This is a genomic window from Pseudomonas sp. NBB (assembly GCF_032701105.1).
In the GTDB taxonomy this organism is placed as follows: Bacteria; Pseudomonadota; Gammaproteobacteria; order Pseudomonadales; family Pseudomonadaceae; genus Aquipseudomonas; species Aquipseudomonas asiatica.
Genome location: NZ_CP103994.1, coordinates 3,191,269 through 3,214,374, shown reverse-complemented (window position 1 = coordinate 3,214,374; position 23,106 = coordinate 3,191,269). Strand labels below are relative to the sequence as shown.

The window sequence follows — 23,106 nt, the reverse complement described above, 5'->3', positions numbered from 1 at the left end:
TTGACCTGGGGCGTGTCGGCGTCCAGTGGATCACCGAACGCTGACAAAGGGTCGCCGAACGCGCTTACGTGCGGCGCTTGTGGCGCTGGCGGTTTAACCGCAGCAGGGCCAGCCGCTGGGCTGTCGTCGTGGATAGGGTCACCAAACGCACTGAGGGCCATGTCATCACCGCTTGGTCGCTACCCGACCGGACGCCGGGTCGATGTATTGGGCGCCGCTTGGCAGAGCGTCGTAGTCTTCGCGGGTCATCGGTGTGGCCACCTTCGGCTGGCCCGGCTTGCGAGTGCCGGGCTGCTGGGTCTGCGCCTGCAGGCCACCACCTTGCGCGGCCAACGGCATAACGCCCACGGGTTGCTGTGGTTGCGGGGCGTAGCTCTGTAAGCCACCGGTACCCGGTAGGCTGCCAAGGTCTGGCCCGGCTGCGGGAGGTTCGGCGTTGAGGATCGCATCGGCGGCAGCCTGGGCACCGGTGGTCTTGCCGGGGCTGTACTGCGAGAACGGCTCACCCCACGGGGCGTAGTCCTGCGTTGCGGGATCGTATTTGAACCGCTGCATCTGGTTGTTGCCGATGGGCTGGTCTATGTACGGGCGCGGTGCCGGCATGCGTGGACCACTGGACGATCCGCCACCACCTTGGCGCGACAGGCGCTGATCGAATTGGGAAGCCTGTTGTTGCAGTTGTGCCTGGCGGTGGGCGTTCAGGTTGTCCGCGCTGTTGGCCTTGAGCACAACATCAGGACCGAGGCCTGCGGCAGCCAGCATCTTTGCCAACGGCCCCATCTGTTCCTGCACGGCGGGGTCAGCAAATGCCTGTTGTTGGCGTTGCAGCTGGTCAGCCTTGGCCTGGGCGGCTTGCTGGCGCATCTGCATCTCGGCCTGCTGTTGCGCGATCATCTGTTGGCGGTAGGCGTTCAACTGCTGGCTGTGTTGCTGTTGGGCGATCTGCTGCACAGTGTTCATGCCTGCAGCACCGAGGCGGGCGCCGAACCCGGGGTTGCCCTGTTGCGGGCCACTTTGGGCGAGCATTTGCAAACCTGCCAGCATCATTGGGTTCTGGAAAAGTTGGTTCAGGCTGTCGCCCTGCAGAATGTCGGAAAACGCCATGATCGTTTACTCCTGAGATTCGGTGCGCGCCTTGCACAGCGCGGCGGCTACGGTGGCGCGACTTCGATGAACATCGACAACTGCCTGCGCCAGACGGGTCGCTTCGTGTGCCTCGGCTTCGGCGTGCTGGGCGGCGAGCAGGTCGGCTTCGGCCCGTGCTGGATCGAGCAGCGCAGGGTCGAGCTGTGGCGCTGCGTCAAGCGGAGTGCAGAGGCCGTACCCGTACAGAGGCAGGTTGCATGGGCCGGTGCTAGCGGTGCTTTGCAGGAAGTCGGTGATGCTGGTCATGGCTGCGTTTCCTCGGTAGCGGGGTGGCGTCTGGTACGGCGCTGGGATGCGGCGGCGTTGTCGGCGTGGATTTGCTCGAGTAAGGCGGTGCGAACGGCGGGGGCCAGGTCGCTCAAGGGCTCATCGTCGTGCACGACGTGGTGCTTGCCATCGGCCTCAACTATGCGGAGCGGGGACTGGCAACCGAGGGCGCAGCGGATGCGGCAGGCCAGATCGGAAAGGTGGGCGGTCTGCTGGGCAACCAGCGCGGCTATGTCGTCGATGTTGTAGGCCAGCGACGGGCGTCCGGGTGCGCCGGTCGGCACAGGTGTGGCCTCGGGCAGCGTGTCACGGTGGCGGCTGAACAGCTGGTTAGGCACATGGGCGAGCTCGCCAAGCAACCGCTGGGTGATGGTGCTGGAGCTGGTGGTTGGCGTGGTCATTCTGCTGGCCCTCCGCTGAGGGGTTTTTTCCATGTGCAGAAATTATCTGCTCAAGGAGCTTGTATGTAAACAAAGCATTTGCATTAAATTTCTGGTTGTGGTATTTGCGACGAAAACGCAAGTGCTGGGTATTGCGTTTCAACGTTGTGCTTAAATTAAATATTTTCCTTTCAGCACAGTGGTTTATAGATATTTTCCGAACGCTTTACTCTTTTTGCGTTCGGTTTAGTCCAGAGATGCGAGGTGATGAACGGCTAATGATTATGCCGTTCATGCATGAAAAACGGGGCTGGCGGGGTAGTGGCGAAGTGCTATTAATGAGGGTTCCGGGTCAAAATTTTGAAATTTTTTCTGAGGGATTCACTGGCATATTTACGTATTAACGATCACGCAAAGGACGATGGGGTGTACGGGACGGGTCGCTTCTACGGCCTCCCGGTCAGTTTTTCTGCAGCACAGCTAGTCGCCCCGGCGCGCATTCGTCCCGGGCGAGTCAATGATTTCCAGTCTCTCCCCTATTTTCTGCAGCACTGCGGGCTACGCTGAGGCACTGAACTGACTTGGAGATACCATGGATAAGCCTTCGATAGCAGCCGACACCCTTGAGCTGATCCTTATGAACCAGCAAGCGCTGCGGGCCGGCATCGAGGAGCTGGCACTGTGGGTCAGACAGCGGGGAGCAGAACCTACAGCCGACAATGTGATGGTCGCCCTGCAAACCCTGGACATGAACGCCAAGGGCATTGCCAATGGAATTGAGGCATTGAAGAACTGACACTGCCTATGTGTTCACAAGTACACCCTTGACCACTTGTCAGAATGAACACAGTTACCTGGCTTCCAGGCTTGCCGAACGACAGGTTTTGGGTGATGTTGTCAATGTCTAGAGTTATGAACACAAAGGTGAGCACAATGGACATTGGCTATATCCGGGTGTCGAGCATTGACCAGAACACCGAGCGCCAGCTCGGCGGGGTGAAGCTTGACCAGATATTCACCGACAAGGTGAGCGGCGGTACCACGAACAGGCCGCAGATGGCCGAGATGCGACGATCATTGCGAGAAGGCGATACGGTGCATGTGCACAGCATCGACCGCCTGGCGCGCTCCCTGAGCGATCTGCTGGGGCTGGTCGAAGAGTTCCGTGCCAAGGGCGTGGTCCTGCGATTCCACAAGGAGAACCTGACGTTCACCGGGCAGATCGACCCGATGCAGGACCTGATGTTGCAGATGATGGGCGCGGTGGCACAGTTTGAGCGGGCGCTGATTCGCGAACGCCAGGCCGAGGGCATCGCCAAGGCCAAGGAGGCCGGCGTCTATGAACGGCGGTCTGCGGCCAAGGGTGATGCTGCGATCATCCAGGCGATCAACAATGGCATGTCGTACAGGAAGACCGCCGAGCACCTGGGTGTGTCACTGAGCACAGTGGCGCGGGTGATGAAGGCCGCGTCGACAGAATGACCTGCTACCTGGGCAATGGAGTGCCCTTGAGTATCGTCATGCTTAAAGCAGCCTGGCACAATTGTTAGCTTGCTACCTGTAGTAAGGTAGGAAGGTTTTTGCACTATTAGCATATATATACTGTAGTACAGGGGTGTAGTACAGGATATATATCTACCTTTTCTCTCTCTTTCTCTAAATTATGTAAAAACCTTCCTACCTTACTACCGAGACCCTAAAACCACTGTGATAGAGCGCTTATATCTGGTAGTAAGGTTTCCTAAAAAACTTCCTACCTGCTTCCTACCTAACCCCGAAACCTTCCTACCTCGACCACTGATTCCCGATATTTATCGATTTGTGCCAAAGCGAGCCGAGCCTGGTAGTAAGGTTTTTGCGCCCCGGTAGTAAGGTTTCACACCCAAAATCTTACTACCGCAAAACCCTAAATCCATCTTCAGTCAGCTGCGCTTCTGCCAGTTCGCGTCGTAGGCGGTGTCGTAGTTGTTCAGCGTACCGTGCTCCGTTACTTCGTTCCAAAGCTGCTCAACGTAGTCTGCCCAGCGCTGCATGGCCTCGCGCCGTAGTGCCAGGCGCTGCGCCCGCGCATACGTTTCCCCGAGTCCGCTGGTGTCCTGTCGCTCGTGGCCAAGACAGGCCTCTAGAATTCCCGGAGCTATGCCAAGCACGTCTTCGGCCAATGTCCTGAAAGTCGTGCGGAAACCATGTGCCGTAATCTCGGCGTTGCCGTACCCCAAAGCCCTGATCTGGCGCGACAGCGATACAGAAGCAATAGGGCGCCCGGCTCGCTGCCTTGAAGGGAATACCCAGCCGGTCAGCTTCGATTCGGGGCGGGTGTGCCCGAATGGTGTAGGCACATACGCTGCCTGGCCACCCTGTTGGCGCTCCCGGATTGCGCGCAACTGCCCGATGGCCTGGTTTGAGAGAAGCACGGTGTGCATTTTTTTCCGCTTCGACATGTGGTAGATCCACGTGCCCTTGTCCAGATCGAGTTGTTCCCAGCGCATGTGCGTCAACTCGCTCGGGCGGACTGCCAGTAGCACCTGTAGCCAGAGCGCTGAAACGACAGTGCTGTTATTCGTGCCATGAAGCCGGCCAATGAATTCCTTGAGCGCTTCGGGGGTTTCCACGGCGGCGTGGTGGATGGTCTTGGGCCGCTGCACCAGATTGACGCGGCGGTCGGCAATGTTTTCTTTTAGCGCGCCAAGGCTCATGGCGTAATCGAGCACCTCTCGCACAACGCTGTGTGCTTTCTTGGCCATCGTGGGGTAGTCGGCCAGACCCAGAATCAGGTCGCGCAGGTCGATGTATGCGATGCGTTCGACCTGCAAGCTGCCAAGGCGGGGCAGGATGTGGTTGTTCAGCACCGAGCGGTAGCCGGCCTGGGTCTTGGCGGCCTTGTCCGACTTATAGATAAGCCAGAGGTCGGTGACCCGCTGGAATGTCCATTGCTCCTTTTCCCGGCGTGCTGCGATACGGGCGTTCTTCATGTCCAGCGGTTTGAGGCCTTCGGCAACCCAGCTACGCGCTTCCTGGCCCAGCTCACAGGCCCTGGCGTGGCTGATATCGGGAAACTTGCCTATGGTGAAGAGGCCGCCGACACCGTCCAGTCGGTACTTGAGGCGCCAGACCTTGGCAGTGGGGGTGACATGCAGGAAAACACCGGGTACCGAACCTACAGGGTACTTGTTGGGCTCGGTGGCACTGTGTGCGTCGGCATCGCTGCCAATACGTTGTTTCGGGTCTTGGGGCACTGGGGGTATCCGCTGTTCGGGGTGGTACGAAAATCCGCAAGGATACTACCATGAACCCGAGATATTCCGCTGGACAATGCCGGTTTTTGGAGTATCTTGGATGTATGAAACGCCAGAAAACAAGGGTTTCGTTGGTGGTTTTGGGAGTATGGACAGGATGTTCGATTTCCACCGCAAGTCCGATCTGGTCGAAATCCAGCGCAGTCATCAGGCATTGGCCAGCTCGCAGGCCAAGCTGGCGGCGATCAGCCGCTCCATGGCAATGATCGAGTTCACCCCCGACGGTACGATCCTCGATGCCAATGAGCGCTTCTACCAAGCCATGGGCTACAGCGCCGAGGAGTTGCGCGGCAAACATCATCGGCTGTTCTGCGACCCTGGCTACGCGAAAAGCGCCGAATACCAGCAATTGTGGCGTGAACTGGGGCAGGGCAAGGCCATCAGCGGTACCTTCGAGCGCATCGACAAGGCCGGCCGCGAAGTCTGGCTGGAAGCCAGCTACATGCCGGTACTGGACGAGCAGCGCCAGGTCACCAGCGTTATCAAGGTGGCATCCGACATCAGCCAGCGAGTGATGGAGGAGCACGAGAGCGAAAGCCTGCTCAAGGCCATCAGCCGCTCCATGGCGGTGATCGAATTCACCCCGCAAGGCCGGGTGATCAAGGCCAACCAGAACTTCCTCGACACCATGGGCTATCGCCTGGACGAGGTGGTCGGTCGCCATCACGGGCTGTTCTGCCTGGCGCATGAGCGCGAATCGGCCGAGTACCGCGAGTTCTGGGCATCGCTCAACCGCGGCGAATACCACTCGCACCGTTTCGAGCGTGTCGACAAACATGGCCAGACGGTCTACCTGGAGGCCTCCTACAACCCGATCTTCGACAGCAAGGGCCGCTTGTACAAGGTAGTGAAGTTCGCCAGCGACATCACCCGCCAGGTCAGCACCCAGCAAAGCGCGGCCGATGCTGCCCATGCCAGTTCGGTACAGACCGATGCCTGCGCGCGCAAGGGCACCGAAGTAGTACAGCTGGCGGTACAGGTGATCGAGCAGATTTCCCATGAACTCAACGACGCGGCACGCAGTATCGATGCGGTGAGCAGGCAGTCGGATGTGATCGGGCAGATAGTGCTGACAATCCGTGGCATTGCCGACCAGACCAACCTGTTGGCTTTGAACGCAGCCATCGAGGCGGCCCGCGCCGGCGAGCACGGGCGCGGTTTTGCCGTGGTGGCCGACGAGGTGCGCAGCCTGGCGGCGCGAACCAGCAAGGCTACACTGGAAATCGTCGACGTGGTGCGGCAGAACCACGACCTGTCGCTGTTGGCCGTGGCCAGCATGCAGTCGAGCCTGAAGCGTACCGGCCATGGTGTGGCGCTGGCCAACGAAGCCGGTACGGTGATCATGGAAATCCAGCAGGGTTCACGGCACGTGGTAAACGCTATCAGCCAGATCAGTTCGACGCTGCAATTGCACTGAGCACATCGCCCAGCTCGTCCAGCAGGGTCTCCAGGCTGGCCTGTAGTTGCAGGCGATGGTCAACCGTCGGCAGGCCTTGGTCGTGGGCCTGCTCGATGGCTTCGCAATCCTTGACCAGCGTGCGTACCTTGAGCATCTTCGCCCCACCTTTGATCCGGTGAGCCAAGGCGCGCAAAGTTTCGCCGGGGGCGTCTGCTGGCAACGCCCGCAAGGTGGCCAGGTCTTCGCTGACGCTTTGTGACAACTGCTGCAGCAAGTTCCGCGTCAGTTGTTCGTCGTCCTGGGTCAGGTGGCGCAGTTCGCCAAGGTTGAACCCGCTGGCGCGCCGTGCTGTCGGCTGCTGCCGGGGGTGGGCGTGGGGCAGGTGGGTCTTGAGCGTACGCAGGCCGATGGGTTTGAACAGGCATTCGTCCATGCCGCTGGCCAGGCAGCGGGCACGCTCCTCGGCCTGGGCGTTGGCGGTGACGCCGAGAATGCGGCATGCCGTCAGGCCGCGTTCGCCCTCCAGGCTGCGGATACGGCGGGTCAGTTCGTGGCCGTCCATGACCGGCATGCTGCAGTCGGTGATTACCAGGTCAAAGCGCGCAGCCTGCCAGCGTGCCAGCGCGATTTCCCCGTTTTCCGCCAGCGTGACCCGATGCCCCAGGGTATGCAGTTGCCGCTCCAGCAGCAGCAGGTTGGCTGGGTAGTCGTCGACCACCAGTACGTTCAAAGGGCCGCTGCTTGTTTCCAGCACAGGGTCGTGCTGATCGGCCTGCACCGGTGCAGCGCAGGCGGGCAGCTGCAGGCTGACCTGCACCTTGGTGCCAAGGCCTTCGACGCTCTGCAAGTTCAAGGTACCGCCCATCAACTCGGCCAGCGTGCGGCTGATGACCAGTCCCAGGCCGGCGCCCTGGCGTGCCCGGGGGCCGTCGGCCTGGACGAAGGTATTGAACAGCCGGGCCTGGTCGGCAGGGCTGATGCCGATGCCGGTGTCTCGCACACTCAGCTCTACTGCCAGGCTGTCAGTGTCGGTGGGCGAGGGCAGTAGCAGGCTGGCCTGGACTTCACCGCTGTCGGTGAACTTGATGGCGTTGCTGATAAGGTTGGACAAGACCTGCTTGAGGCGGAGTGGATCAGCCAGCACCCACACCGGCGCAGCGGGCAGTTCGCTGTGCAGGTGCAGGCCTTTGGCCCTTGCGTTGCCTTCGAACACCCGCACGGTGGCGCGTACCAGTTCTACCAGGTTGGTGGGCACTGGCTGCAGGGTGATATGCCCGGATTCGATACGGGAAATGTCGAGAATATCGCCGATCAGCTCAAGCAGGCCAATGGCCGAATCGTGGGCGGTCTGCAGGGTCTGGGTGTCGCAGCGGCCGCCGCGGCTGTCTTCCAGGGCCAACTCCAGCAGGCCGATCACGGCATTCATCGGGGTACGGATTTCATGGCTCATGGTGGCCAGGAAGGTGCTTTTGGTCTGGCTGGCCTGTTCGGCGTCGTCCTTGGCCTGGCGCAGCTGTTCAAGCAGGCCGCGGCTAAGCGCAAGTTGCGCTTGCAGGGCATGCTGGGCCTCGGTGCGCTGGTTGATCAGCTTGCGCAGGTAGCTGTTCCAGAACACCACCCCGGCCAGCAGCAAGGCCGACAGCACCAGCACTTGCAAGACCAGCGTGCGGTAGTCGCGCCAGGGGCTGTCACTGACCAGGGTGGTGGTGCGCCAGCGGTTGATCAGCTGGTCCAGCTCTTCGGGTGGAATGCTCAGCAGCGCCTTGTCGAGGATTGCCTGCAGCTGTGGCTGGTCCGCGGCCACGGCGAAGGCGGCGATGGCCGGGTCATCGTCGAGCACGCTGGCAATGCGCAGGCGGTCCTTGAACACATGGCTGATGTAGTAGGCGGCATTGATATGGCTGCTCAGGGCGACGTCGGCGGCACCGTTGGCCACAGCCTCCATCAGGCCGAGCGGGTTGTCCACCTCGACCATCCTGGCCTGCGGATAGCGTTGTTGCAGCACGGCCCGTTGCGGCGAACCGCGTACCAGGGCGATGCGCATGCCATCCAGCGCCATCGCCTGCGGCGGTAATGCATTGTCGCCACGGGTGACCAGCACCCGTGGGCTGACCAGGTAGGGGCGGGTATAGCGCAGTTGTTTCGAACGGTCTGTGCTGTAACCCAATGCGCCGATCATCTGCGCATCCCCGCGCGCCAGGCGCTCGATCATTGCCTGCGCCGACGGGCTTTCGACCGGCTTGAAATGCAGCCCCGTGCGCAGCGAGATCTGCTTGAGCAGCTCGAGGGTGATGCCGCTGGGGCGGTGCTTGGTGTCGTTGAAGGTCAGTGGCGCCAGCGAAGTGTTGACCAGCACGCTGACGTTGGGGTTGGCAGCTATCCAGGCTTCTTCTTCGGCGGTCAGGGCGGTGAGGTGGCGCTGCAGCAGCAGGCTGGTGTTGCCACTGCTCCAGCGGCGCAGGATATTCAGGCGTTCGCTTTCGCTGATACGCGCCAGCGCCTTGTTGACCAACTGTTGCAGGCGCGGGTTGTCACTGGCCATGGCAAAGGCAAACGCGCCAGGGGCAACCTGGCAGAAGTGGTCGATCTTCAGTGTGCCCTGATAACTCTTGCCAATCGCGAAGTCGGTACTGATGGCATCGCCCAGGTAGGCGTCGGCCTCGCCCAGTTCGACGGCGGCCAACCCGGCCAGGGTCGAGCGATACAGGCTCAATTGTGCCTTGGGGTACAGGCTGCGGACGCTGCTGGCCGGCAGGTAATGATCGACCATGGCCAGGCGCAGGCCGGCGAGGTCGGGGGTGTTCTTCAGGCTGCGCCCCTCGCGGGTGACGATGACTGGCAGATCGTCGGCGTAGCTTGAACTGAGGCTGAGCTGGGCATCCGCTGCCTCGAAGGCGTTGGAGCTGCCCAGCAGGTCGATACGGCCGTCGCGTAGCGCAGCGATGGCTTGGTGGCGGCTGTCGAAGCGTCGTACTTCGATGGTGGTACCCAGCTGTTCTGCGATGATGCCAGCGTAATCGGCGCTGAGGCCTTCGTAGTCGTGCTGGCTGACATTGATCTCCAGCGGCGGGTAGTCGGGGCGCGAACTGCCAAGTACCAGGTGCTGGCGTTGCTGTAGCCAATGCCGCTCTTCGCTGGACAGCGCAAGCGGGGCCGCGGCGCTGACCGAGCGTGCCAGCAACTGGCGAGGTTCGCTGTTTGCCAGCAGCGCGCCGGAACCGGCCAGGCCGATGACCAGTAGGGCGCTTGCCAGCAGGCGCTTCATTGTCATCGAGCGCTCAGTAGACGCTGTTGCGCTTGGCCAGGTCGACCATTTCAACCAATGATTCGGTCTTGAGCTTTTCCATGATGCGGCCCCGGTAGGTGCTTATGGTCTTGGCGCTGAGGTTCATGCAGGTGCCGATATTCTTGTTGTTCTCGCCGCGCGCCAGGCGCCGCAGCACCTCCATTTCCCGGTTGGACAGGCTGGACAGGCGCATTGGCTCGCTTTCCAGCGAGTTGCTGTTGACCGACATCTGAGGGAAGGTCGAGTAGCCTTTGACCAGCGCTTTCAGGGCAAACAGCAACGCCTCGTGGTCTTCTTCCTTGGTGACAAAAGCGCCGATGCCAGCATCCAGGCAGCGCCGCACATACAGGTCGGTGGCCTGGCCGGTCAGCACCATGATCTTGGGCGCCGGCTCCAGGCATTGCAGGCGCTTTATCACTTCCATGCCGTCCAGGCCGGGCAGGCCGATGTCGAGAATTACCACATCCGGTCGCAGGTCGCGGGCCACCTGCGCCACCTCGCTGCCATTGCCGACCTCGCCGACAACACGGAAGCGCTCGCGTTCGAGCAACATGCGCAAGGACAGCCGGACGATGGGGTGGTCGTCGACGATCAGCACGGTAGTCATGAAGAAAACTCCTGTCAGGATGTGGTCCGCTTCCTGGATCACTCAGGAATACGTCTGCAAGTGGGGTTATCGGAAGCGCTGCACGATACGACCATTCCCGGAATTTGGTAATGCCGAGTATAGAAGTGTTGAAAGTCCACGTGCTTGTTGTTGAAAAGTCCTACAAAAAGTGGGAAAGACATCACCCTGGCAAAGCGGCGATGCCTGTTTTTGTAGTCGTCATGCGCAGGCGGAGTGTGATTTGCTCACGCGCTGGGTTGAGGCGGGGTTGTTGGCCAGTGCCTGGCCGACCCGTGTCGGGCGTGCCACCAACTGGCCGGTGCAGTTCGGGCAGCGGCCCTGGAAACGGGTTTCGGCGCAGGTGCGGCAGAAGGTGCATTCGAAGGAGCAGATCAGCGCATCGGGGCTGTCACCCGGCAGGTCGGTATCGCAGCACTCGCAGTTTGGGCGTAGGTCCAGCATGGGCGTGACTCCTGTTTGCAGGCGGGAAACCGGAGTCTGCTACGCCTGCGGCGAACCTGGCAATGCTCAGTCGCCAGGGCGATACAGGTGGGCGTGCCCGGCGCGATACAAGGCCGATTCGGCAAACGGTGTGTCGCCTAGCACATGGCCCACAAGGATCAGCGCCGTGCGTCGGAAATCCTTGGCCGCGACGCGTTCCACAATATCGCCGAGGGTACCGCGCACCCAGTCCTGGTCCGGCCAGGTGGCACGATGCACCACCGCCACCGGGCAGTGCGTGCCGTAGTGCGGCAGCAGTTCTTCGACGATACGCGACAGGTGCTTGACCCCCAGGTGAATCGCCAGGGTGCTGCCATGGCGCGCCAGGTCGCCCAGCTGCTCGCCGGGCGGCATCGGCGAGCTGTCACCATAGCGGGTGAGGATAACGGTCTGAGCTACCTGGGGCAGGGTCAGTTCGCAGCCGAGCAGGGCGGCGCTGGCCGCTGTAGCGGTGACCCCGGGGATGATCTGGTAATCGATGCCCAGCGTTTGCAGATGGCGGATCTGCTCGCCGATGGCGCCGTACAGGCTGGGGTCGCCACTGTGTACCCGAGCCACATCCTGGCCTTGCTCATGCGCACTGCGCATGGCGGCGATGATCTGCTCCAGGTGCAGTTCGGCACTGTTGATCACGGTCTCGGCCTGGTGGCCCTCGAGCACGGCGGCCGGCACCAGCGAGCCGGCATAGATGATCACCGGGCACTGGCGGATCAGCCGTTGGCCCTTGACCGTGATCAGTTCCGGGTCGCCGGGGCCGGCGCCGATGAAGTAGACCGTCATGGAAAGTCCTTGCAGGAAAGAAGGGAAGCGTTCAACAGGCCAGGGCGAGGGTAGCCGGGCCCAGTACCTTGCGCGTCAGCAGCAACCTGGCGGTGCCAACCCGCTGGCTGGCCAGGGCCAGTGCCGCACTCTCCGCCACGCCCCAGCAGCCACAGTGGGCATGGGCAGCGGCGGAACGGTGGCTGAGTCGGGGTTCGTAGGGTTGCAACTGCGCGGTATCGTACAACACCAAAGGCAGACCGAGGCGTTCGGCCAGTTGCTGCAAGCCGGGCTCGTCGGCCTTCAGGCTGATGCTGGCGATGCCTTGCAGGTCGGCCAACGCCAGGCCCTGGTTGCCCAGGGCCTGGCGTAGCAAGATTTCCAGCGTATCCGCCGGGCAACCCCGACGACAGCCGAAGCCGGCGTAGAAGGCAGGCATCAGGCCTGGCTGGAGCGCCGGAACAGCCAGGCGCTGAGCAGGCCCAGGGCCAGCCAGAATGCGGCGTTGGTCAGCCAGGAGGCCACTTTGAACTGGGTTTCCAAGGCGGCGGGGGCCAGGCTCTCGTGCACCTCGGGTTGCGGCGCACCGATCACATGGGGAATGACCAGCAGCACAGCGCCCAGCGCCTTCAGCAACCAGTGGCGAGCGAACACCAGCAGGGCCAGGCCCAGCGCGGTGGCACTGGCGGTGCCGATCCACCAAGCCTGGCGTTGCCCCAGGTCGGCTGCGGCAGTACCTGGCAGTTCCGGCGGCAGGCCCAGGGTCGGGGCCAGGCAGAACACGGCGAAGCCGGCCAGGCCCCAGAGTGCGCCGGTGCCGGCTCGCTTGGGTTCACGCAGGCTGTACAGGGCGGTGAGAATCAGGGCGAAGCCGACCGCGACCACCAGGTTGCCGCCGGTGGTGGACAGCACTCGCTGCCAGCCGTCCTCAGGTGCCCAGGCTTCGGCGCTGTGCTCATGCGCTGCCACTTCGCCAGCATGCTCGTGCTCGGCGATGGGGGCCGAGGATTCGTAGGTTTCTGCTTCGAGAATCAGAGGGGCGACCCAAAAGCTCTGCAGCAGGGTCAGCAGCAAGGCCGCCAGCAACCCGCTGAAGCCCGCGGTGCGGGCAATGCGTGTGATCATCGGGCGTACTCAGTGGCAGGGGAATGCGGCGCTGTGGCGGGTGTCGTGGGCGGCGTTGTGCACGGCCTCGATGTGCGAAAAGCCGGCGAAGTACACCAGGCACAGGCCCAGCAGGCTGGCGCCGATGGCGATGACGACACGCTGGCTGAGGGTGACGGGGGTGGTAATGCTGTGTTGCTTGGCGCTGGTGACGGGCATGACGCGTTCCTCTGCTTTTTGTGGGCAACGGGCAAGCGCGGCAGCCCCGAGCGTGGCAGCCCAGGGGAATGCAACAGCGCCCGCCCACCGCGGGGTGTTCATGAACGCCAGGCCGGTCTCCGGGCTTGCGAGGAGGAGCCAGGCTCCTGGAAAGCGTCACCTTCCCATGCCGGGGATCAGGCACAGTGGTACAGACGCTTCGCTCGCTTACCGTTGCGGGGGCAGCACCGGCCTTGTCCGGCCCTGCTGGAGGGCCTGTGACGCACCGGTTTCCCGTTTCACCCCCATCGGGGGCACCTGAACGCGAGGCATAAGGAGACCATGGGGCGGGGCTGCCGTCAATTGCCAGAATCGAGTTTGCCGGCACCTCGGGTACTCTGTGCATGGCACCGGCTGCGCCAGTGTTCGCGGCTCAAGCCTACACAGGGATTGCGAAGCGCTCCCGGTCAGCCCCGGGCAAACGCCACCAGCTTGTCCCCGTCCAGTCGGTAGCGCACCCACTCATCCTGCGCTTCGGCCCCCAGCTTCTGATAGAAGCCGATAGTCGGCTCGTTCCAGTCCAGAACGCTCCATTCCAGCCGTCCGCAATTCTTCGCCACCGCCTCGCGGGCGATGTGCCGCAGCAATTGCCGCCCGGCACCGTCGCCGCGCTGCTCGGGCGTTATGTACAGGTCTTCCAGGTAGATGCCGTTGCGCCCGAGCCAGGTCGAGTAGCTATAGAAATACACGGCAAAGCCGATTGCCCGGCCATCGCGCTCGCACATCAGGCTATGCACGGTGCTGCCCTCGCCAAAAAGGCTGTGCTCGATATCGGCAACGCTCGCGATCACCTCGTGGCGGGCGCGTTCGTACTCTGCCAGCTCGGTGATGAAGGCAAGTATCTGCTCGGCGTCGGCGCGAACGGCAGGACGGATGGTGAGGCTCATGGGGCGGCTTCCTTGATCTGATGGTAACGGTACAGAGATGTGTATCTATACAATTTCGTTAAACTGTGCCGGTCGCAGAGGAGGGCGACTCCGTTAGTGTGACAGCACCCATAAAAAAAGTGGATTGCCTGCCATGCTTGCCTCTGCCGACCTGCTGACCGCCTTCGTGCTGTTCGCCTTCGTGTCTTCCATCACTCCTGGCCCCAACAACACCATGCTGCTGCCTCTGGGGTGAATTTCGGTGTGCGTCGCTCGATCCCCCACGCCCTGGGCATCAGTGTCGGTTTCATGGTGATGGTGCTGGCTGTCGGCCTGGGCCTGGGCGAGGTGTTCAAGGCCTGGCCGGCGCTGTATACGGTATTGCGTTATACCGGTGCCGCCTACCTGCTGTACCTGGCCTGGAAGATCGCCACCTCCGGGCCGGTTGGCACAGCTTCGTCCAGTGCCCGCAAACCGCTGGGCTTCTGGGGAGCAGCGGCATTCCAGTGGGTCAACCCCAAGGCCTGGGTGATGGCAGTCGGGGCAATCACCACCTACACGCCGGCGCAGGGCTATGTGACCAACGTCATTGTCATTGCCGCCTTGTTCGCCTTGGTCAACCTGCCGAGCGTCGGGGTGTGGGTGATGTTCGGCAGCGCCCTGCGCAACTTGTTGCAGAACCCGCGCTGGCTGATGCTGTTCAATGTCCTGATGGCCTTGTTGCTGGTGATTTCACTGTACCCGCTGCTGTTTGTAGAATCAGCGTTTTCCTGACCCCGCGAGTACAGTAAGCCGATGCAGTTGATCCCCTGGTCTCACGAATGCGCCGAAGGCTTCACCCTGCGGGGCTGGCGAACCCCGGCCAGTGGCAAGCCGTTACTGCATTTTCTGCACGGCAACGGCTTCTGCTGCCTGGCCTACCAGCCATTGCTGATGCGCCTGGGCGAACATTTCGACCTGTGGCTCAGCGATGTGCAGGGCCATGGTGACAGCGACCATGGCGGGGTGTTCCGTGGCTGGAACCGGACCGCTGCGTTGGCGGTGGAGGCTTTTGCAGCCGGGCGAGGCGAGTATGGTGACGTACCGCGCTTTGCCGTCGGGCACAGCTTCGGTGGCGTGCTCACCGGCCTGATCCTGGCCAGTGAACCGCAACTGTTCGCGCGTGCCGTGCTGCTCGACCCGGTACTGTTCAGCCGGCGCATGCTGGGCGTGATGGGGATGGCAGCCCTGGTCGGCTTGCACCAGCGCCATGCCCTGGCGCGCAAGGCTGCCAGCCGTCGCAGCCACTGGCCCGACCGCGAGGCAGCCCTGGCTTCGCTGCATGGGCGGGGTATCTTCAAGGGGTGGACCGATGCGGCGCTGCGGGCCTACGTGGAGCATGCCATTGGCGACTGTGGCGAAGCGGTGGTGCTCAAGTGCCGGCCCAGCCGCGAAGTGGAAATATTCAGTTCGTTCCCCAAGCGCATGTGGGCGAGCCTGGCGGCAATCCGTACGCCCACGCGGGTGCTGTACGGCGAGCACACCTACCCCTTCGTACCGCATTCGGTAAATCGCCTGGTGGCGCTCAACCCTAAGGTCAGCGGCAGGCAGGTTGCAGGTGGGCACTGCTTCATGCAGGAGCATCCTGAGGCGTGTGCCGAAGAAGTGCAGGCCTTCCTGCTGCAGGGACCGGCGGGATAGTTTTTCCAGACAGCACCGGGCGCAAAGGCGTGAGTAATCTTGGGCTTTGCCCGAGCGTACGAACATGACCAGCAAGACCCTGCTACAGCCATCGTATCTGCAAAAACGCTACGACTACTCCTGCAAGTCAATCGAGTCACTCAGGCAGGCCCTGTACAGCACGCTTGCACCGCTGGCGGGGCGTTCACCTCTGGCTGTGGTCAGCGTGGGCTCCTATGGCCGATGCGAGGTTTCGCCTGTTTCGGACATCGACTTCTTCATCGTGCATGACACCAGTTTGCCGGCGGATCGTCTGGACGACATATTGTGCCAGGTCAGCGACCTTGTCCGGCCCATCAGCCATCCGGGAGAAAGCGACGAGGCGAAATTCGGCCGAGGGGCGTTGGCGCTGTACTCAGACGTTAGCGAACACATAGGCTGGAAATGCGAAGACAATACGGCGCTGACCAGGCGAATGCTGATGTTGCTCGAGGGCCGCGCCCTCTTCGGGCATAAGGCCTTTGCCTGGTGGCAGAATGACCTGCTGCGCCGTTATATTCCTGATGATCATGGAAGCGGGCTTGCCAGGTTCCTGCTTAACGACCTGATCCGCTACTACCGCACCCTCATGGCGAATTTCGAGGAAAAGAGGGCCGAAGGCAAGGCGTGGGGAGTACGCAACATCAAACTGCAATTTTCGCGAAAACTGCTTTTTGCAGGCGGTATCGTGGCGATTGCCGAAGTCCACGGCCTCGCTGCGCCGTCGAAGATCATGCGACTTCAACAATTGCTGGCCCTCACCCCTCTGCAACGCCTGGCATTGCTCGGTGACTCCAACCCCTACAGCGCTTCTCTGTTCGAAGACTACGCAGTGTTCCTCAAGTTGATATCCTCGGTGGAAAATCGCCGCCATCTGGATAGTCTGACCCCCGGCCAGGCCATGGCGGATCCGGTCTATCGGGAACTCAGGGGGCGGGGACAAGCCTTTTCGTTGAAGCTGGAGCATTGGTTGAGGTCGCAGTACGCGGGGCATCCGATACTTCACGCCGTCTTTTTTTGATTGTCCTTTAAATGAGACGATGCATGCCATTTTAGCCGGCTATTGCCTGATTGGTCTCACTGGTAAGGTTATCTCAACCAAGAGAGGAGCCTTCTCATGAAAACGATTCTGGGTATTCACCGCAGCCCCCACGCCCACTGGGTAGGTGATGGTTTCCCGGTGCGCAGCCTGTTCACCTACGACAACCTGGCCAGCAAGATCAGCCCGTTCCTGCTGCTGGACTATGCCGGCCCTCATGACTTCACCCCGACCAGTGCGCGGCGCGGCGTTGGCCAGCACCCGCACCGCGGCTTCGAGACCGTGACTATCGTCTACCAAGGCGAACTGGAACACCGTGACTCCACCGGCGCTGGCGGCTTGATCGGCCCTGGCGACGTGCAGTGGATGACTGCTGCCAATGGCATCATCCACGAAGAGTTCCATTCCCCAGGTTTCGCCCGTACTGGCGGTACGCTGGAGATGGTACAGCTGTGGGTCAACCTGCCGGCGCGGGACAAGCGCGCAGCGGCCGGCTACCAGACGCTGCTGGCCAAGGACATCCCGGTGGTGACGCTGGACGGCGAGGGCGGCAGCCTGCGAGTGATTGCCGGTGACTATCGTGGGCATTCGGGGCCGGCGCGGACCTTTACTGCGATGGATGTCTGGGACCTGCGCCTGAATGCCGGTGCAGCCTTGCAGCTACCGGTTGCCACCGGGCGCAATGCGGCGCTGGTGGTGTTGCGCGGCAACGTGCGGATCAACGGCGAGCGAGAAGCCGGCCCATCCAGCCTGGTGCTGTTTGACCGGGGCGGCGAGGATGTCGCGGTGGAAGCGCTGGAAGGTGCCAGCTTGCTGCTGCTAAGCGGTGAACCGATCGATGAGCCGATCGTGGGCTATGGCCCGTTCGTGATGAACAGCCAGGCGGAAATTGCCGAGTCGTTCGACGACTTCCATGCCGGGCGGTTCGGGCAGATGCAGGAAGCGCGGGACGGTGCGGCGCATTGATCCTGGTTGATTGAATGGCTTGTCCGGCCCTATCGCCGGCAAGCCAGCTCCCACAGGTACAGCGATGCTCCCGAGATTGTCGCTGTACCTGTGGGAGCTGGCTTGCCGGCGATAGGGCCGGTACAGGTATTACATTTGCTGGCATGATGCAGCCATGCCAAAGCTCACCCCCCTGCACGCCGTACGCCGATCATTGCCCACCCCCGGCCACCACACCTTGTGGCTGCGCTACCGTGCCCCTTACCACTGGCCCTCGACCCTGGCCTTCCTCGCTGCCCGCTGCATCCCCGGCATCGAGACCTGCCTCGACGGCACCTACCGCCGTACCCTGGTAATTGCCGGCCGACACGCCGTCTTGCACGCCACACCTTCGGGCAGCCAGTACTTGCGGGTCCGCCTTGAAGGCGTCCCGGCCCACGCGCTACCCGGCCTGACCGCCAGGCTGAGGCGGGTCTTCGACCTCGATGCCGACCCCGCGCGCATCAATGCCGAACTGTCCCGCGATCCGCTGATGGCCCGCCTGCTACAGGAGCGCCCAGGCCTGCGCGTGCCACAAGGCTGGGACGCCTGCGAACAGGCCATGCGCACTGTGCTGGGCCAGCAAGTCAGTGTGGCCGGGGCCATGACCCTGGCCGGCCGCCTGGTGCAACGCCACGGCGTGCCCTTGCGCTGGCCCGCACCTGGCCTGAGCCACGTATTCCCGGCGTTGCCGGTATTGGCAGTTGCGAAGTTCGATGGCATGGGCATGCCGCGAGCGCGCGCCGCCACCCTGGGCACGCTGGCCAATGCATTGCTCGCCGAGCCCAGGTTGCTGCGCCGCGGGCAGGTGCTGGATGAACTGCTGCGCAACCTGTGCCAGCTCAAGGGTATCGGCCCCTGGAGTGCGCACTACCTGGCATTGCGCCAGGCCGGCGCGGCCGATGCCTTGCCGCTGGGAGATGTGGCGTTGATCAAGGCGTTGCGCCTGCTCGAAGGCGAGGACGCCCAACTTGCGCAACGAGCCCTTGCATGGCGACCGTGGCGAGCCTATGCGGCACAGCATCTTTGGGCATCGCTAGGGCCTGTCGGGACCGCTCGTCGCTAAGTCTGCCATTGCGTTCGAACGCGCAGCCCGCGCAGGCAATCTTCCACTAAGGTGCTAGAGGATTCCCTGCATGATCATTGCCCAGGCGCATGAGCGCCTGCCCCGGCATGCGCAATATCAATTGGCACCTCGCCCGACAAAGGCGTACTCACACAACAGGCCATCCCAAAGAGAGGGTCGTACCATGTCGTTGATAGGAGTTTCGATGCTAGAAATGCGGCAGATGATCGAGCAGGCCTGCCTGCCCGACCGTTGCGAAGTCAGCTGCACGGATGGCGCCAACCTGACCATACGCCTGGGTCAGGGCCAGAGCCTCGACGAGGGCGTGACCCTGAGCGGGGTCCCCCTGCAAAGCCTCAACAGTTGCCGTGACCTGGTCAACCTGGTGGGGCAGCTGCACGCGCTTCGTGACAGCCACCCGGCGACACTCAAGGCGATTGCCTGAGGCGCCTGCCGCGCCCCGGTCAGCCCACGTTGGCCGGGCGCACATATTCCGGCATCAGGCCGTTGAACCAGAACAGGATCATCGCCACCAGGATGGTGACCAGCAGCAGTAACCCCACCCCCCACACGCAGGTCGCGAACAGCATGGCCTGTTCCTTCTTCAGCCGCAGGAAGGTCTGCAATCCGCCATACAGCAACACGCTGGCATACGCCGAGGCAGCCAGCAGTGCCGCCAGCGCCAGCCAGCGGATCGGTAGCAGGCCGACCACCCCGGCAAAGAACCATGGTGTGGCGCAGTAGGCGGCAAAGCCGATGCACTGGTTGAGGCTGGGCTGTGCATCGAAACCGCGCGACATCCAGCGGATCATCGTGCCCATCAACATTACCCCGACGACCGTTGTGGCGTAGAGCAAGCCCGCCAGTTGGGCGGCGCTGGTCATGCTCAGGCGCACCCGTTCCTCGGCCGCCAGGCTCCAGCCGAAGGTGGTCGTGCCGACGAACAGGCACACAGCGGGGATTAGTGCCAGGACCAACAGGCGCGGCAGATATTGCTGCGGGTGGTCTTCCTCGGCCCGGCGGATTTCCAGCCAGGCGTCGGCGGGGTGAGTGAAGAGTTTGAGCAACGGACTGTTCATTGACGTTCTCCGCGTTCTCCGGCAGGCATGGGCCCTTTTGCTATGGAGACGTGACGCGCCCGGTGGGTTCAGCCGGGTTGATCGCCGTTGATCGTCTTACAGCAGTTCCAGCAGCAGGTTCAGGCCGCCATCACCGCACTTGCCCTGGTCGCGGACCACTCCGTGGTAACTGCGCCCGTCCCAGACGAAGGCCACGCTGTGGGCGCGGTCGACCTTGTCGGGCAGGGGCGGGCAAATGTGCAGGCGCAGGCCGGGGCGGCCTTGCAGGTCGAGGGCGGCGAGTTGGCACTGGCACTCCACGCTTTGCGCCACCGGGCCGAACAGGGTGTCGCGTACGTAATCGAGCTGTAGTGAGGCATTGGGCGCGCGGCAGGGCATTTTCATAGGCGCGCGGCTCCGCTTTGAGAGGGCGGGTAATAGGGCTGGTAGGGCATGGCGGGCTCCAGGCTGAACAGGGCATGGCATATCGTTTGAAGCTTGCCTGGCCAAGATGTTCAACCTGTTTCATGCGCGTTCATCCTGTTTGCGCCGGTTACGGGCCGTTGGCCGCTTCAGCCACCGGCCTTGCGCAAGGTCAGGTTGATCCGCCGTTCACCGAGGCGCGGATGCACGCCAGGCTTGATCGGGAGCACGCCGTGAAAGCGCAGGCGGTCCTCGCCACCCCAGACCAGCACATCGCCGTGGCTCAGCGGGATGCGCTGGGTCTTGTCGGTGCGCTGCAGGCCACCGAACAGGAACACCGCCGGCAAGCCCAGCGACACCGACACGATCGGCTGGCCGAAGTCCTGCTCGTCGCGGTCCTGGTGCAGGCTCAGGCGGGTGCCCGGCAGGTAATGGTTGACCAGGCAGGCATCCGGTACGAAACCGTCGAACCCGGCCATGGTCGCAGCGCGGGCGGCCAGTTCGAGCAACACGGGGGGCAGGGCGGGCCAAGGTTTGCCGCTGAGCGGGTCGCAGGGGCTGTAGCGGTAGCCGTGTTCGTCACTGACCCAACCCAACGTGCCGCAGTTGGTCAGCCCTACCGCCATGCGCAGGCCGCCCGGGGTGTGCATGTGCCGGAACGGCGCGGCACGCAGCACCGGGCGCAGGGCATCGAGCAAGGCCTCGATCTCGGCCAGAGCGAAGCCGGGCAGCAGCACGGTGTGGCTGGCCAGGCGTTGCGGCTGGGTGCCGAACAGGTCGAGGTCGGACTGGATCATGGGTCAGGCATCGGTTGGGGTGTGGACCATTGTAATGCGCTTGGCAGGCTTGGCCTATTCGCGGGCATGCCCGCTCCCACAGGGTTGGCGCAGGCTTTGACGGCGGTGGAGCACCTGTGGGAGCGGGCGTGCCCGCGAACAAGTCGGCAAGAAAAGAAGTTCTGACAGGAAAAAAGGAACCGCGGCACCAGGGAGAGGAGCACCGCGGTTCAAGGGGGGAGCGATCTACTGCTGGGTCACAGTGGCCACGTTCGCGCTGCCCAGCTGGCTGATGGTCGCGGTCTGGGTCACACCGCTCTGGTCGACATACGCCTTGTTGCCCTGGCCTCCCTGGGTCACGTAGGCAATGTTGTAGCTGTCAACCTGCTTGATGTTGGCTTCGTTGCCGCTACCGTACAGCTGGTTGGTGTAGCTCTGGTTGCTGTAGCCGGACTGGTCCAGGTTGATGACGTTGCCGTTGCCCTGGCTGTTGCCGTAGGCATAGTTGTCGGTGCCACGCTGGTCGGCGATCAGGATGTTGTCGGTGCCGTTCTGTTCGAAGTACAGCTCGTTGTTCATGTCGGCCTGCTTGGTCTCCATTTGGTTGCCGGTGCCTTTCTGGGTCAGCGTGGCCAGCTGGTTGTCACCGTTCTGGGTCAGGTTGACGCCGTTGCCATTGCCATTCTGGTTGATGGTGGCAGTCTGGTTGGTACCGAACTGGCCGCCCATCTTGGCGCCTTTCCAGTTGCTGGCGGTGACGCTGTTGCCAGTGCCCTTGGTGTTGATGGTCAGGTTGAGGTTTTCACCGTTCTGGTAGGTGAAATGCACGTTGTTGCTACCAGTCTGGGTGATGGTGGTGGTCGAGTTGCTGGTCTCGAACTGGTCCGACCAGCTGGCGTTGGCCGTGCCCTGTTGCGACAGGCTGACCTTGTTGTTCATGCCGAAGCTCTGGTCGATATAGCCTTCGTTCATCTGGCCGGACTGGGTCACTGATGCCTGGCTGGCGGTCTGGTTGTCCTGCCACACTTCCACCGAGTTGCCGCCACCGTACTGGCCAATGCCGATGGTGCCGCCGGTGCCGTCGCGCTGGTCGCCATACGCCCAGTTGCCCGTGCCGTCCTGGTAGACCTGGATATCACCATCGACGTGGCTCAGGTGCTCGGCGGCGGCGTAGTTTTCCTGGCCGGTCTGGTTGATGCTGCTGCGGTTGTTGCTGCCACCAAAGATCTGCTCGATGAAAGCTTCGTTGCGCTGGCCGGATTGCCAGGTGGTGGCCTTGCTGCCTTCCTGGCTTTCCTGCCATACGGTCGAGGCGTTTTGCGCGCCTTGCTGGGTTTGCAGCGACTGGTTGCCCAAGCCCAGTGACTGGCTGGCGAAGGCATCGTTGTAGCTGCCGCTTGCGTGCTGGGTGACCTGGCTGCCGTTCTCGAACAGCTGGTCGGCGTAGCCGGCGTTGTATTGGCCGTTGGCGCTCTGCTGGATATCGCTGGTGCTATCCGATTGCACCGCCAGGTGGTTGTTGCCCTTGCCTGTCTGGGTCTGGGTAGCCGAAGCGAATGGCGCCAGGGACTGGCTGACTTCAGCGATGTTTTCCTTGCCATCCTGGGTCTGGGACGAGGTGCTGTCAGCAGCCATGGCCTGACCTGCGAGGGCCAGGACGATAGCGGCACTTAACGGAGCGAGCTTGTACATGGGGGTGCCTCCAGGTCTATCGGTATTGGGTTATCTGCACGTGCTGTCCATTGCCGGCCTGGGTCACGGAGCTGTTCAGGCCGGTGCCGGACTGCACGATGCTGGCGCTGTTGTCGTTGCCGATCTGCTCGATGGCCGCACTGTTGCTGCTGCCGGTCTGGCGGATCGACGCGTTGTTGCCATTCCCCTGTTGGCTGATGAGGGCCATCAGGTCACTGCCTTCCTGCAAGATGTACGCTTCCTGCGCGCCACCGGCCTGGACGATGCGGCCCAGCAGGGCCTGGCCGTTCTGGTCGAGGGCGGCGCGGTTGCCCGCGCCTTGCTGCTCGATCACCGCAGCCTGGCCGGCGCTGGCCGGCAGCAGGCGGATGATTACCGGTTCGCCGAGGTCGTTGCCGGGTGCGAGGTCGGCATTGTCCAGCAGGTCCTCGGCCCAGCAGGCCTGGCCCACCACAGCCAGGCCGAGCAGCAGGGAGTACAGGCGTCTCATTGCAACCTCCG

Annotated in this window: 25 protein-coding genes, 2 pseudogenes and 1 riboswitch; of the genes and pseudogenes, 10 read left to right on the top strand and 17 right to left on the bottom strand. The window is 62.7% G+C overall.

What is annotated here, in order from left to right; all coding sequences use genetic code 11:
* Positions 1–165: 165 nt before the first annotated feature.
* Genes NY023_RS15120 through NY023_RS15110 form a run of 3 tightly spaced genes read right to left on the bottom strand, consistent with a single transcriptional unit; the run spans position 166 to position 1,847 of the window.
* Positions 166–1,104 (bottom strand): hypothetical protein, encoded by a 939-nt coding sequence (locus tag NY023_RS15120; RefSeq protein ID WP_044047058.1) that lies wholly within the window; start codon positions 1,102–1,104, stop codon positions 166–168.
* 6 nt (positions 1,105–1,110) lie between these two features.
* Positions 1,111–1,392, bottom strand: coding sequence for a hypothetical protein (locus tag NY023_RS15115; protein ID WP_044047057.1), 282 nt, complete (start codon positions 1,390–1,392; stop codon positions 1,111–1,113).
* Positions 1,389–1,847: a hypothetical protein gene (locus NY023_RS15110; RefSeq protein ID WP_148265644.1), complete on the bottom strand. Its 459-nt coding sequence runs from the start codon at positions 1,845–1,847 to the stop codon at positions 1,389–1,391. Before NY023_RS15110 ends, NY023_RS15115 begins: the two co-directional genes overlap by 4 nt.
* A 538-nt stretch (positions 1,848–2,385) precedes the next feature.
* On the opposite strand from NY023_RS15110, the gene NY023_RS15105 reads away from it, so the two are divergent.
* Together NY023_RS15105 and NY023_RS15100 are read left to right on the top strand one after the other, a co-directional pair.
* Positions 2,386–2,589 carry a hypothetical protein gene (locus tag NY023_RS15105; protein ID WP_013972798.1) on the top strand — a complete coding sequence of 68 codons (204 nt, stop codon included), beginning with the start codon at positions 2,386–2,388 and terminating at the stop codon, positions 2,587–2,589.
* 137 nt (positions 2,590–2,726) lie between these two features.
* On the top strand, positions 2,727–3,275 hold the full coding sequence (locus tag NY023_RS15100; RefSeq protein WP_013972797.1) for a recombinase family protein: 549 nt from the start codon (positions 2,727–2,729) through the stop codon (positions 3,273–3,275).
* A 440-nt stretch (positions 3,276–3,715) separates the two neighbouring features.
* Here the strand turns inward: NY023_RS15100 and NY023_RS15095 are convergent, their stop codons facing one another.
* Positions 3,716–5,029 carry a tyrosine-type recombinase/integrase gene (locus tag NY023_RS15095; RefSeq protein ID WP_013972796.1) on the bottom strand — a complete coding sequence of 438 codons (1,314 nt, stop codon included), beginning with the start codon at positions 5,027–5,029 and terminating at the stop codon, positions 3,716–3,718.
* Positions 5,030–5,105: 76 nt separating this feature from the next.
* Here NY023_RS15095 and NY023_RS27750 point away from each other — a divergent pair.
* Both NY023_RS27750 and NY023_RS27745 read left to right on the top strand, forming a co-directional pair.
* Positions 5,106–5,921, top strand: a pseudogene (locus NY023_RS27750) (PAS domain-containing protein); the annotation flags it as partial.
* A gap of 15 nt (positions 5,922–5,936) precedes the next feature.
* The gene (locus tag NY023_RS27745; protein ID WP_410479884.1) at positions 5,937–6,506 is read left to right on the top strand and encodes a methyl-accepting chemotaxis protein; all 570 of its coding nucleotides are present in this window, start codon (positions 5,937–5,939) and stop codon (positions 6,504–6,506) included.
* On the opposite strand, the gene NY023_RS15085 is transcribed toward NY023_RS27745, so the two are convergent.
* The 8 genes from NY023_RS15085 to NY023_RS15050 all read right to left on the bottom strand — a co-directional run bounded on the left by NY023_RS15085 (position 6,481) and on the right by NY023_RS15050 (position 13,890).
* Complete coding sequence (locus NY023_RS15085) at positions 6,481–9,753, bottom strand: transporter substrate-binding domain-containing protein (protein WP_013972794.1); 3,273 nt, start codon at positions 9,751–9,753, stop codon at positions 6,481–6,483. The genes NY023_RS27745 and NY023_RS15085 overlap by 26 nt on opposite strands.
* 13 nt (positions 9,754–9,766) lie before the next feature.
* Positions 9,767–10,381 (bottom strand): response regulator transcription factor, encoded by a 615-nt coding sequence (locus NY023_RS15080; protein ID WP_023663311.1) that lies wholly within the window; start codon positions 10,379–10,381, stop codon positions 9,767–9,769.
* A 219-nt stretch (positions 10,382–10,600) separates the two neighbouring features.
* On the bottom strand, positions 10,601–10,843 hold the full coding sequence (locus NY023_RS15075) for a DUF1272 domain-containing protein (protein ID WP_013972792.1): 243 nt from the start codon (positions 10,841–10,843) through the stop codon (positions 10,601–10,603).
* Between the two features lie 66 nt (positions 10,844–10,909).
* Complete coding sequence (gene cobM / locus NY023_RS15070) at positions 10,910–11,662, bottom strand: precorrin-4 C(11)-methyltransferase (RefSeq protein WP_013972791.1); 753 nt, start codon at positions 11,660–11,662, stop codon at positions 10,910–10,912.
* A gap of 31 nt (positions 11,663–11,693) precedes the next feature.
* On the bottom strand, positions 11,694–12,080 hold the full coding sequence (locus NY023_RS15065; protein ID WP_013972790.1) for a cobalamin biosynthesis protein: 387 nt from the start codon (positions 12,078–12,080) through the stop codon (positions 11,694–11,696).
* Positions 12,080–12,766 (bottom strand): CbtA family protein, encoded by a 687-nt coding sequence (locus tag NY023_RS15060; RefSeq protein ID WP_013972789.1) that lies wholly within the window; start codon positions 12,764–12,766, stop codon positions 12,080–12,082. Before NY023_RS15060 ends, NY023_RS15065 begins: the two co-directional genes overlap by 1 nt.
* Positions 12,767–12,775: 9 nt before the next feature.
* The gene (locus NY023_RS15055) at positions 12,776–12,964 is read right to left on the bottom strand and encodes a CbtB domain-containing protein (protein WP_003258255.1); all 189 of its coding nucleotides are present in this window, start codon (positions 12,962–12,964) and stop codon (positions 12,776–12,778) included.
* 92 nt (positions 12,965–13,056) lie between these two features.
* Positions 13,057–13,280, bottom strand: a riboswitch (cobalamin riboswitch).
* A 130-nt stretch (positions 13,281–13,410) separates the two neighbouring features.
* Positions 13,411–13,890 carry a GNAT family N-acetyltransferase gene (locus tag NY023_RS15050; protein WP_013972788.1) on the bottom strand — a complete coding sequence of 160 codons (480 nt, stop codon included), beginning with the start codon at positions 13,888–13,890 and terminating at the stop codon, positions 13,411–13,413.
* Between the two features lie 133 nt (positions 13,891–14,023).
* Between NY023_RS15050 and NY023_RS15045 the strand changes: the two are divergent.
* The 6 genes and pseudogenes from NY023_RS15045 (at position 14,024) to NY023_RS15020 (ending at position 19,101) form a co-directional block, all read left to right on the top strand.
* Positions 14,024–14,643 (top strand): annotated as a pseudogene (locus tag NY023_RS15045) (LysE family translocator).
* A 21-nt stretch (positions 14,644–14,664) separates the two neighbouring features.
* A complete protein-coding gene (locus NY023_RS15040) occupies positions 14,665–15,549 on the top strand; it encodes an alpha/beta fold hydrolase (RefSeq protein ID WP_013972786.1) in 885 nt (294 codons plus the stop codon).
* Positions 15,550–15,613: 64 nt separating this feature from the next.
* A complete protein-coding gene (locus NY023_RS15035) occupies positions 15,614–16,588 on the top strand; it encodes a hypothetical protein (RefSeq protein ID WP_013972785.1) in 975 nt (324 codons plus the stop codon).
* A 96-nt stretch (positions 16,589–16,684) separates the two neighbouring features.
* Complete coding sequence (locus tag NY023_RS15030; protein WP_013972784.1) at positions 16,685–17,572, top strand: pirin family protein; 888 nt, start codon at positions 16,685–16,687, stop codon at positions 17,570–17,572.
* 154 nt (positions 17,573–17,726) lie between these two features.
* Positions 17,727–18,656 carry a DNA-3-methyladenine glycosylase family protein gene (locus NY023_RS15025; RefSeq protein WP_013972783.1) on the top strand — a complete coding sequence of 310 codons (930 nt, stop codon included), beginning with the start codon at positions 17,727–17,729 and terminating at the stop codon, positions 18,654–18,656.
* A 184-nt stretch (positions 18,657–18,840) separates the two neighbouring features.
* Entirely contained in the window at positions 18,841–19,101 is a 261-nt protein-coding gene (locus NY023_RS15020) for a DUF1652 domain-containing protein (protein WP_024087193.1), read from the top strand.
* 19 nt (positions 19,102–19,120) lie between these two features.
* Here the strand turns inward: NY023_RS15020 and NY023_RS15015 are convergent, their stop codons facing one another.
* From NY023_RS15015 to NY023_RS14995, 5 genes are all read right to left on the bottom strand, one after another.
* Positions 19,121–19,735 carry a Yip1 family protein gene (locus tag NY023_RS15015; protein WP_013972781.1) on the bottom strand — a complete coding sequence of 205 codons (615 nt, stop codon included), beginning with the start codon at positions 19,733–19,735 and terminating at the stop codon, positions 19,121–19,123.
* A gap of 96 nt (positions 19,736–19,831) precedes the next feature.
* The gene (locus tag NY023_RS15010) at positions 19,832–20,119 is read right to left on the bottom strand and encodes a hypothetical protein (RefSeq protein ID WP_013972780.1); all 288 of its coding nucleotides are present in this window, start codon (positions 20,117–20,119) and stop codon (positions 19,832–19,834) included.
* A 167-nt stretch (positions 20,120–20,286) separates the two neighbouring features.
* Positions 20,287–20,934 (bottom strand): DNA oxidative demethylase AlkB, encoded by a 648-nt coding sequence (gene alkB / locus NY023_RS15005; RefSeq protein WP_013972779.1) that lies wholly within the window; start codon positions 20,932–20,934, stop codon positions 20,287–20,289.
* A 225-nt stretch (positions 20,935–21,159) separates the two neighbouring features.
* Positions 21,160–22,605 carry a curlin gene (locus NY023_RS15000; RefSeq protein ID WP_013972778.1) on the bottom strand — a complete coding sequence of 482 codons (1,446 nt, stop codon included), beginning with the start codon at positions 22,603–22,605 and terminating at the stop codon, positions 21,160–21,162.
* A gap of 16 nt (positions 22,606–22,621) precedes the next feature.
* On the bottom strand, positions 22,622–23,095 hold the full coding sequence (locus NY023_RS14995) for a curlin (RefSeq protein ID WP_013972777.1): 474 nt from the start codon (positions 23,093–23,095) through the stop codon (positions 22,622–22,624).
* Positions 23,096–23,106 lie beyond the last annotated feature (11 nt).

Excerpts from the sequence above, each read along its gene's own strand:
- NY023_RS15050 (WP_013972788.1), bottom strand. The coding sequence starts at position 13,890 with ATGAGCCTCACCATCCGTCCTGCCGTTCGCGCCGACGCCGAGCAGATA.
- NY023_RS15015 (WP_013972781.1), bottom strand. The coding sequence starts at position 19,735 with ATGAACAGTCCGTTGCTCAAACTCTTCACTCACCCCGCCGACGCCTGG.
- NY023_RS15010 (WP_013972780.1), bottom strand. The coding sequence starts at position 20,119 with ATGAAAATGCCCTGCCGCGCGCCCAATGCCTCACTACAGCTCGATTAC.
- NY023_RS15085 (WP_013972794.1), bottom strand. The coding sequence starts at position 9,753 with ATGAAGCGCCTGCTGGCAAGCGCCCTACTGGTCATCGGCCTGGCCGGT.
- NY023_RS15080 (WP_023663311.1), bottom strand. The coding sequence starts at position 10,381 with ATGACTACCGTGCTGATCGTCGACGACCACCCCATCGTCCGGCTGTCC.
- cobM (WP_013972791.1), bottom strand. The coding sequence starts at position 11,662 with ATGACGGTCTACTTCATCGGCGCCGGCCCCGGCGACCCGGAACTGATC.
- alkB (WP_013972779.1), bottom strand. The coding sequence starts at position 20,934 with ATGATCCAGTCCGACCTCGACCTGTTCGGCACCCAGCCGCAACGCCTG.
- NY023_RS14995 (WP_013972777.1), bottom strand. The coding sequence starts at position 23,095 with ATGAGACGCCTGTACTCCCTGCTGCTCGGCCTGGCTGTGGTGGGCCAG.
- NY023_RS15120 (WP_044047058.1), bottom strand. The coding sequence starts at position 1,104 with ATGGCGTTTTCCGACATTCTGCAGGGCGACAGCCTGAACCAACTTTTC.
- NY023_RS15100 (WP_013972797.1), top strand. The coding sequence starts at position 2,727 with ATGGACATTGGCTATATCCGGGTGTCGAGCATTGACCAGAACACCGAG.
- NY023_RS15040 (WP_013972786.1), top strand. The coding sequence starts at position 14,665 with ATGCAGTTGATCCCCTGGTCTCACGAATGCGCCGAAGGCTTCACCCTG.
- NY023_RS15115 (WP_044047057.1), bottom strand. The coding sequence starts at position 1,392 with ATGACCAGCATCACCGACTTCCTGCAAAGCACCGCTAGCACCGGCCCA.
- NY023_RS15110 (WP_148265644.1), bottom strand. The coding sequence starts at position 1,847 with ATGGAAAAAACCCCTCAGCGGAGGGCCAGCAGAATGACCACGCCAACC.
- NY023_RS15060 (WP_013972789.1), bottom strand. The coding sequence starts at position 12,766 with ATGATCACACGCATTGCCCGCACCGCGGGCTTCAGCGGGTTGCTGGCG.
- NY023_RS15020 (WP_024087193.1), top strand. The coding sequence starts at position 18,841 with ATGTCGTTGATAGGAGTTTCGATGCTAGAAATGCGGCAGATGATCGAG.
- NY023_RS15065 (WP_013972790.1), bottom strand. The coding sequence starts at position 12,080 with ATGCCTGCCTTCTACGCCGGCTTCGGCTGTCGTCGGGGTTGCCCGGCG.
- NY023_RS15025 (WP_013972783.1), top strand. The coding sequence starts at position 17,727 with ATGCCAAAGCTCACCCCCCTGCACGCCGTACGCCGATCATTGCCCACC.
- NY023_RS15075 (WP_013972792.1), bottom strand. The coding sequence starts at position 10,843 with ATGCTGGACCTACGCCCAAACTGCGAGTGCTGCGATACCGACCTGCCG.
- NY023_RS15055 (WP_003258255.1), bottom strand. The coding sequence starts at position 12,964 with ATGCCCGTCACCAGCGCCAAGCAACACAGCATTACCACCCCCGTCACC.
- NY023_RS15000 (WP_013972778.1), bottom strand. The coding sequence starts at position 22,605 with ATGTACAAGCTCGCTCCGTTAAGTGCCGCTATCGTCCTGGCCCTCGCA.
- NY023_RS15035 (WP_013972785.1), top strand. The coding sequence starts at position 15,614 with ATGACCAGCAAGACCCTGCTACAGCCATCGTATCTGCAAAAACGCTAC.
- NY023_RS15105 (WP_013972798.1), top strand. The coding sequence starts at position 2,386 with ATGGATAAGCCTTCGATAGCAGCCGACACCCTTGAGCTGATCCTTATG.
- NY023_RS15030 (WP_013972784.1), top strand. The coding sequence starts at position 16,685 with ATGAAAACGATTCTGGGTATTCACCGCAGCCCCCACGCCCACTGGGTA.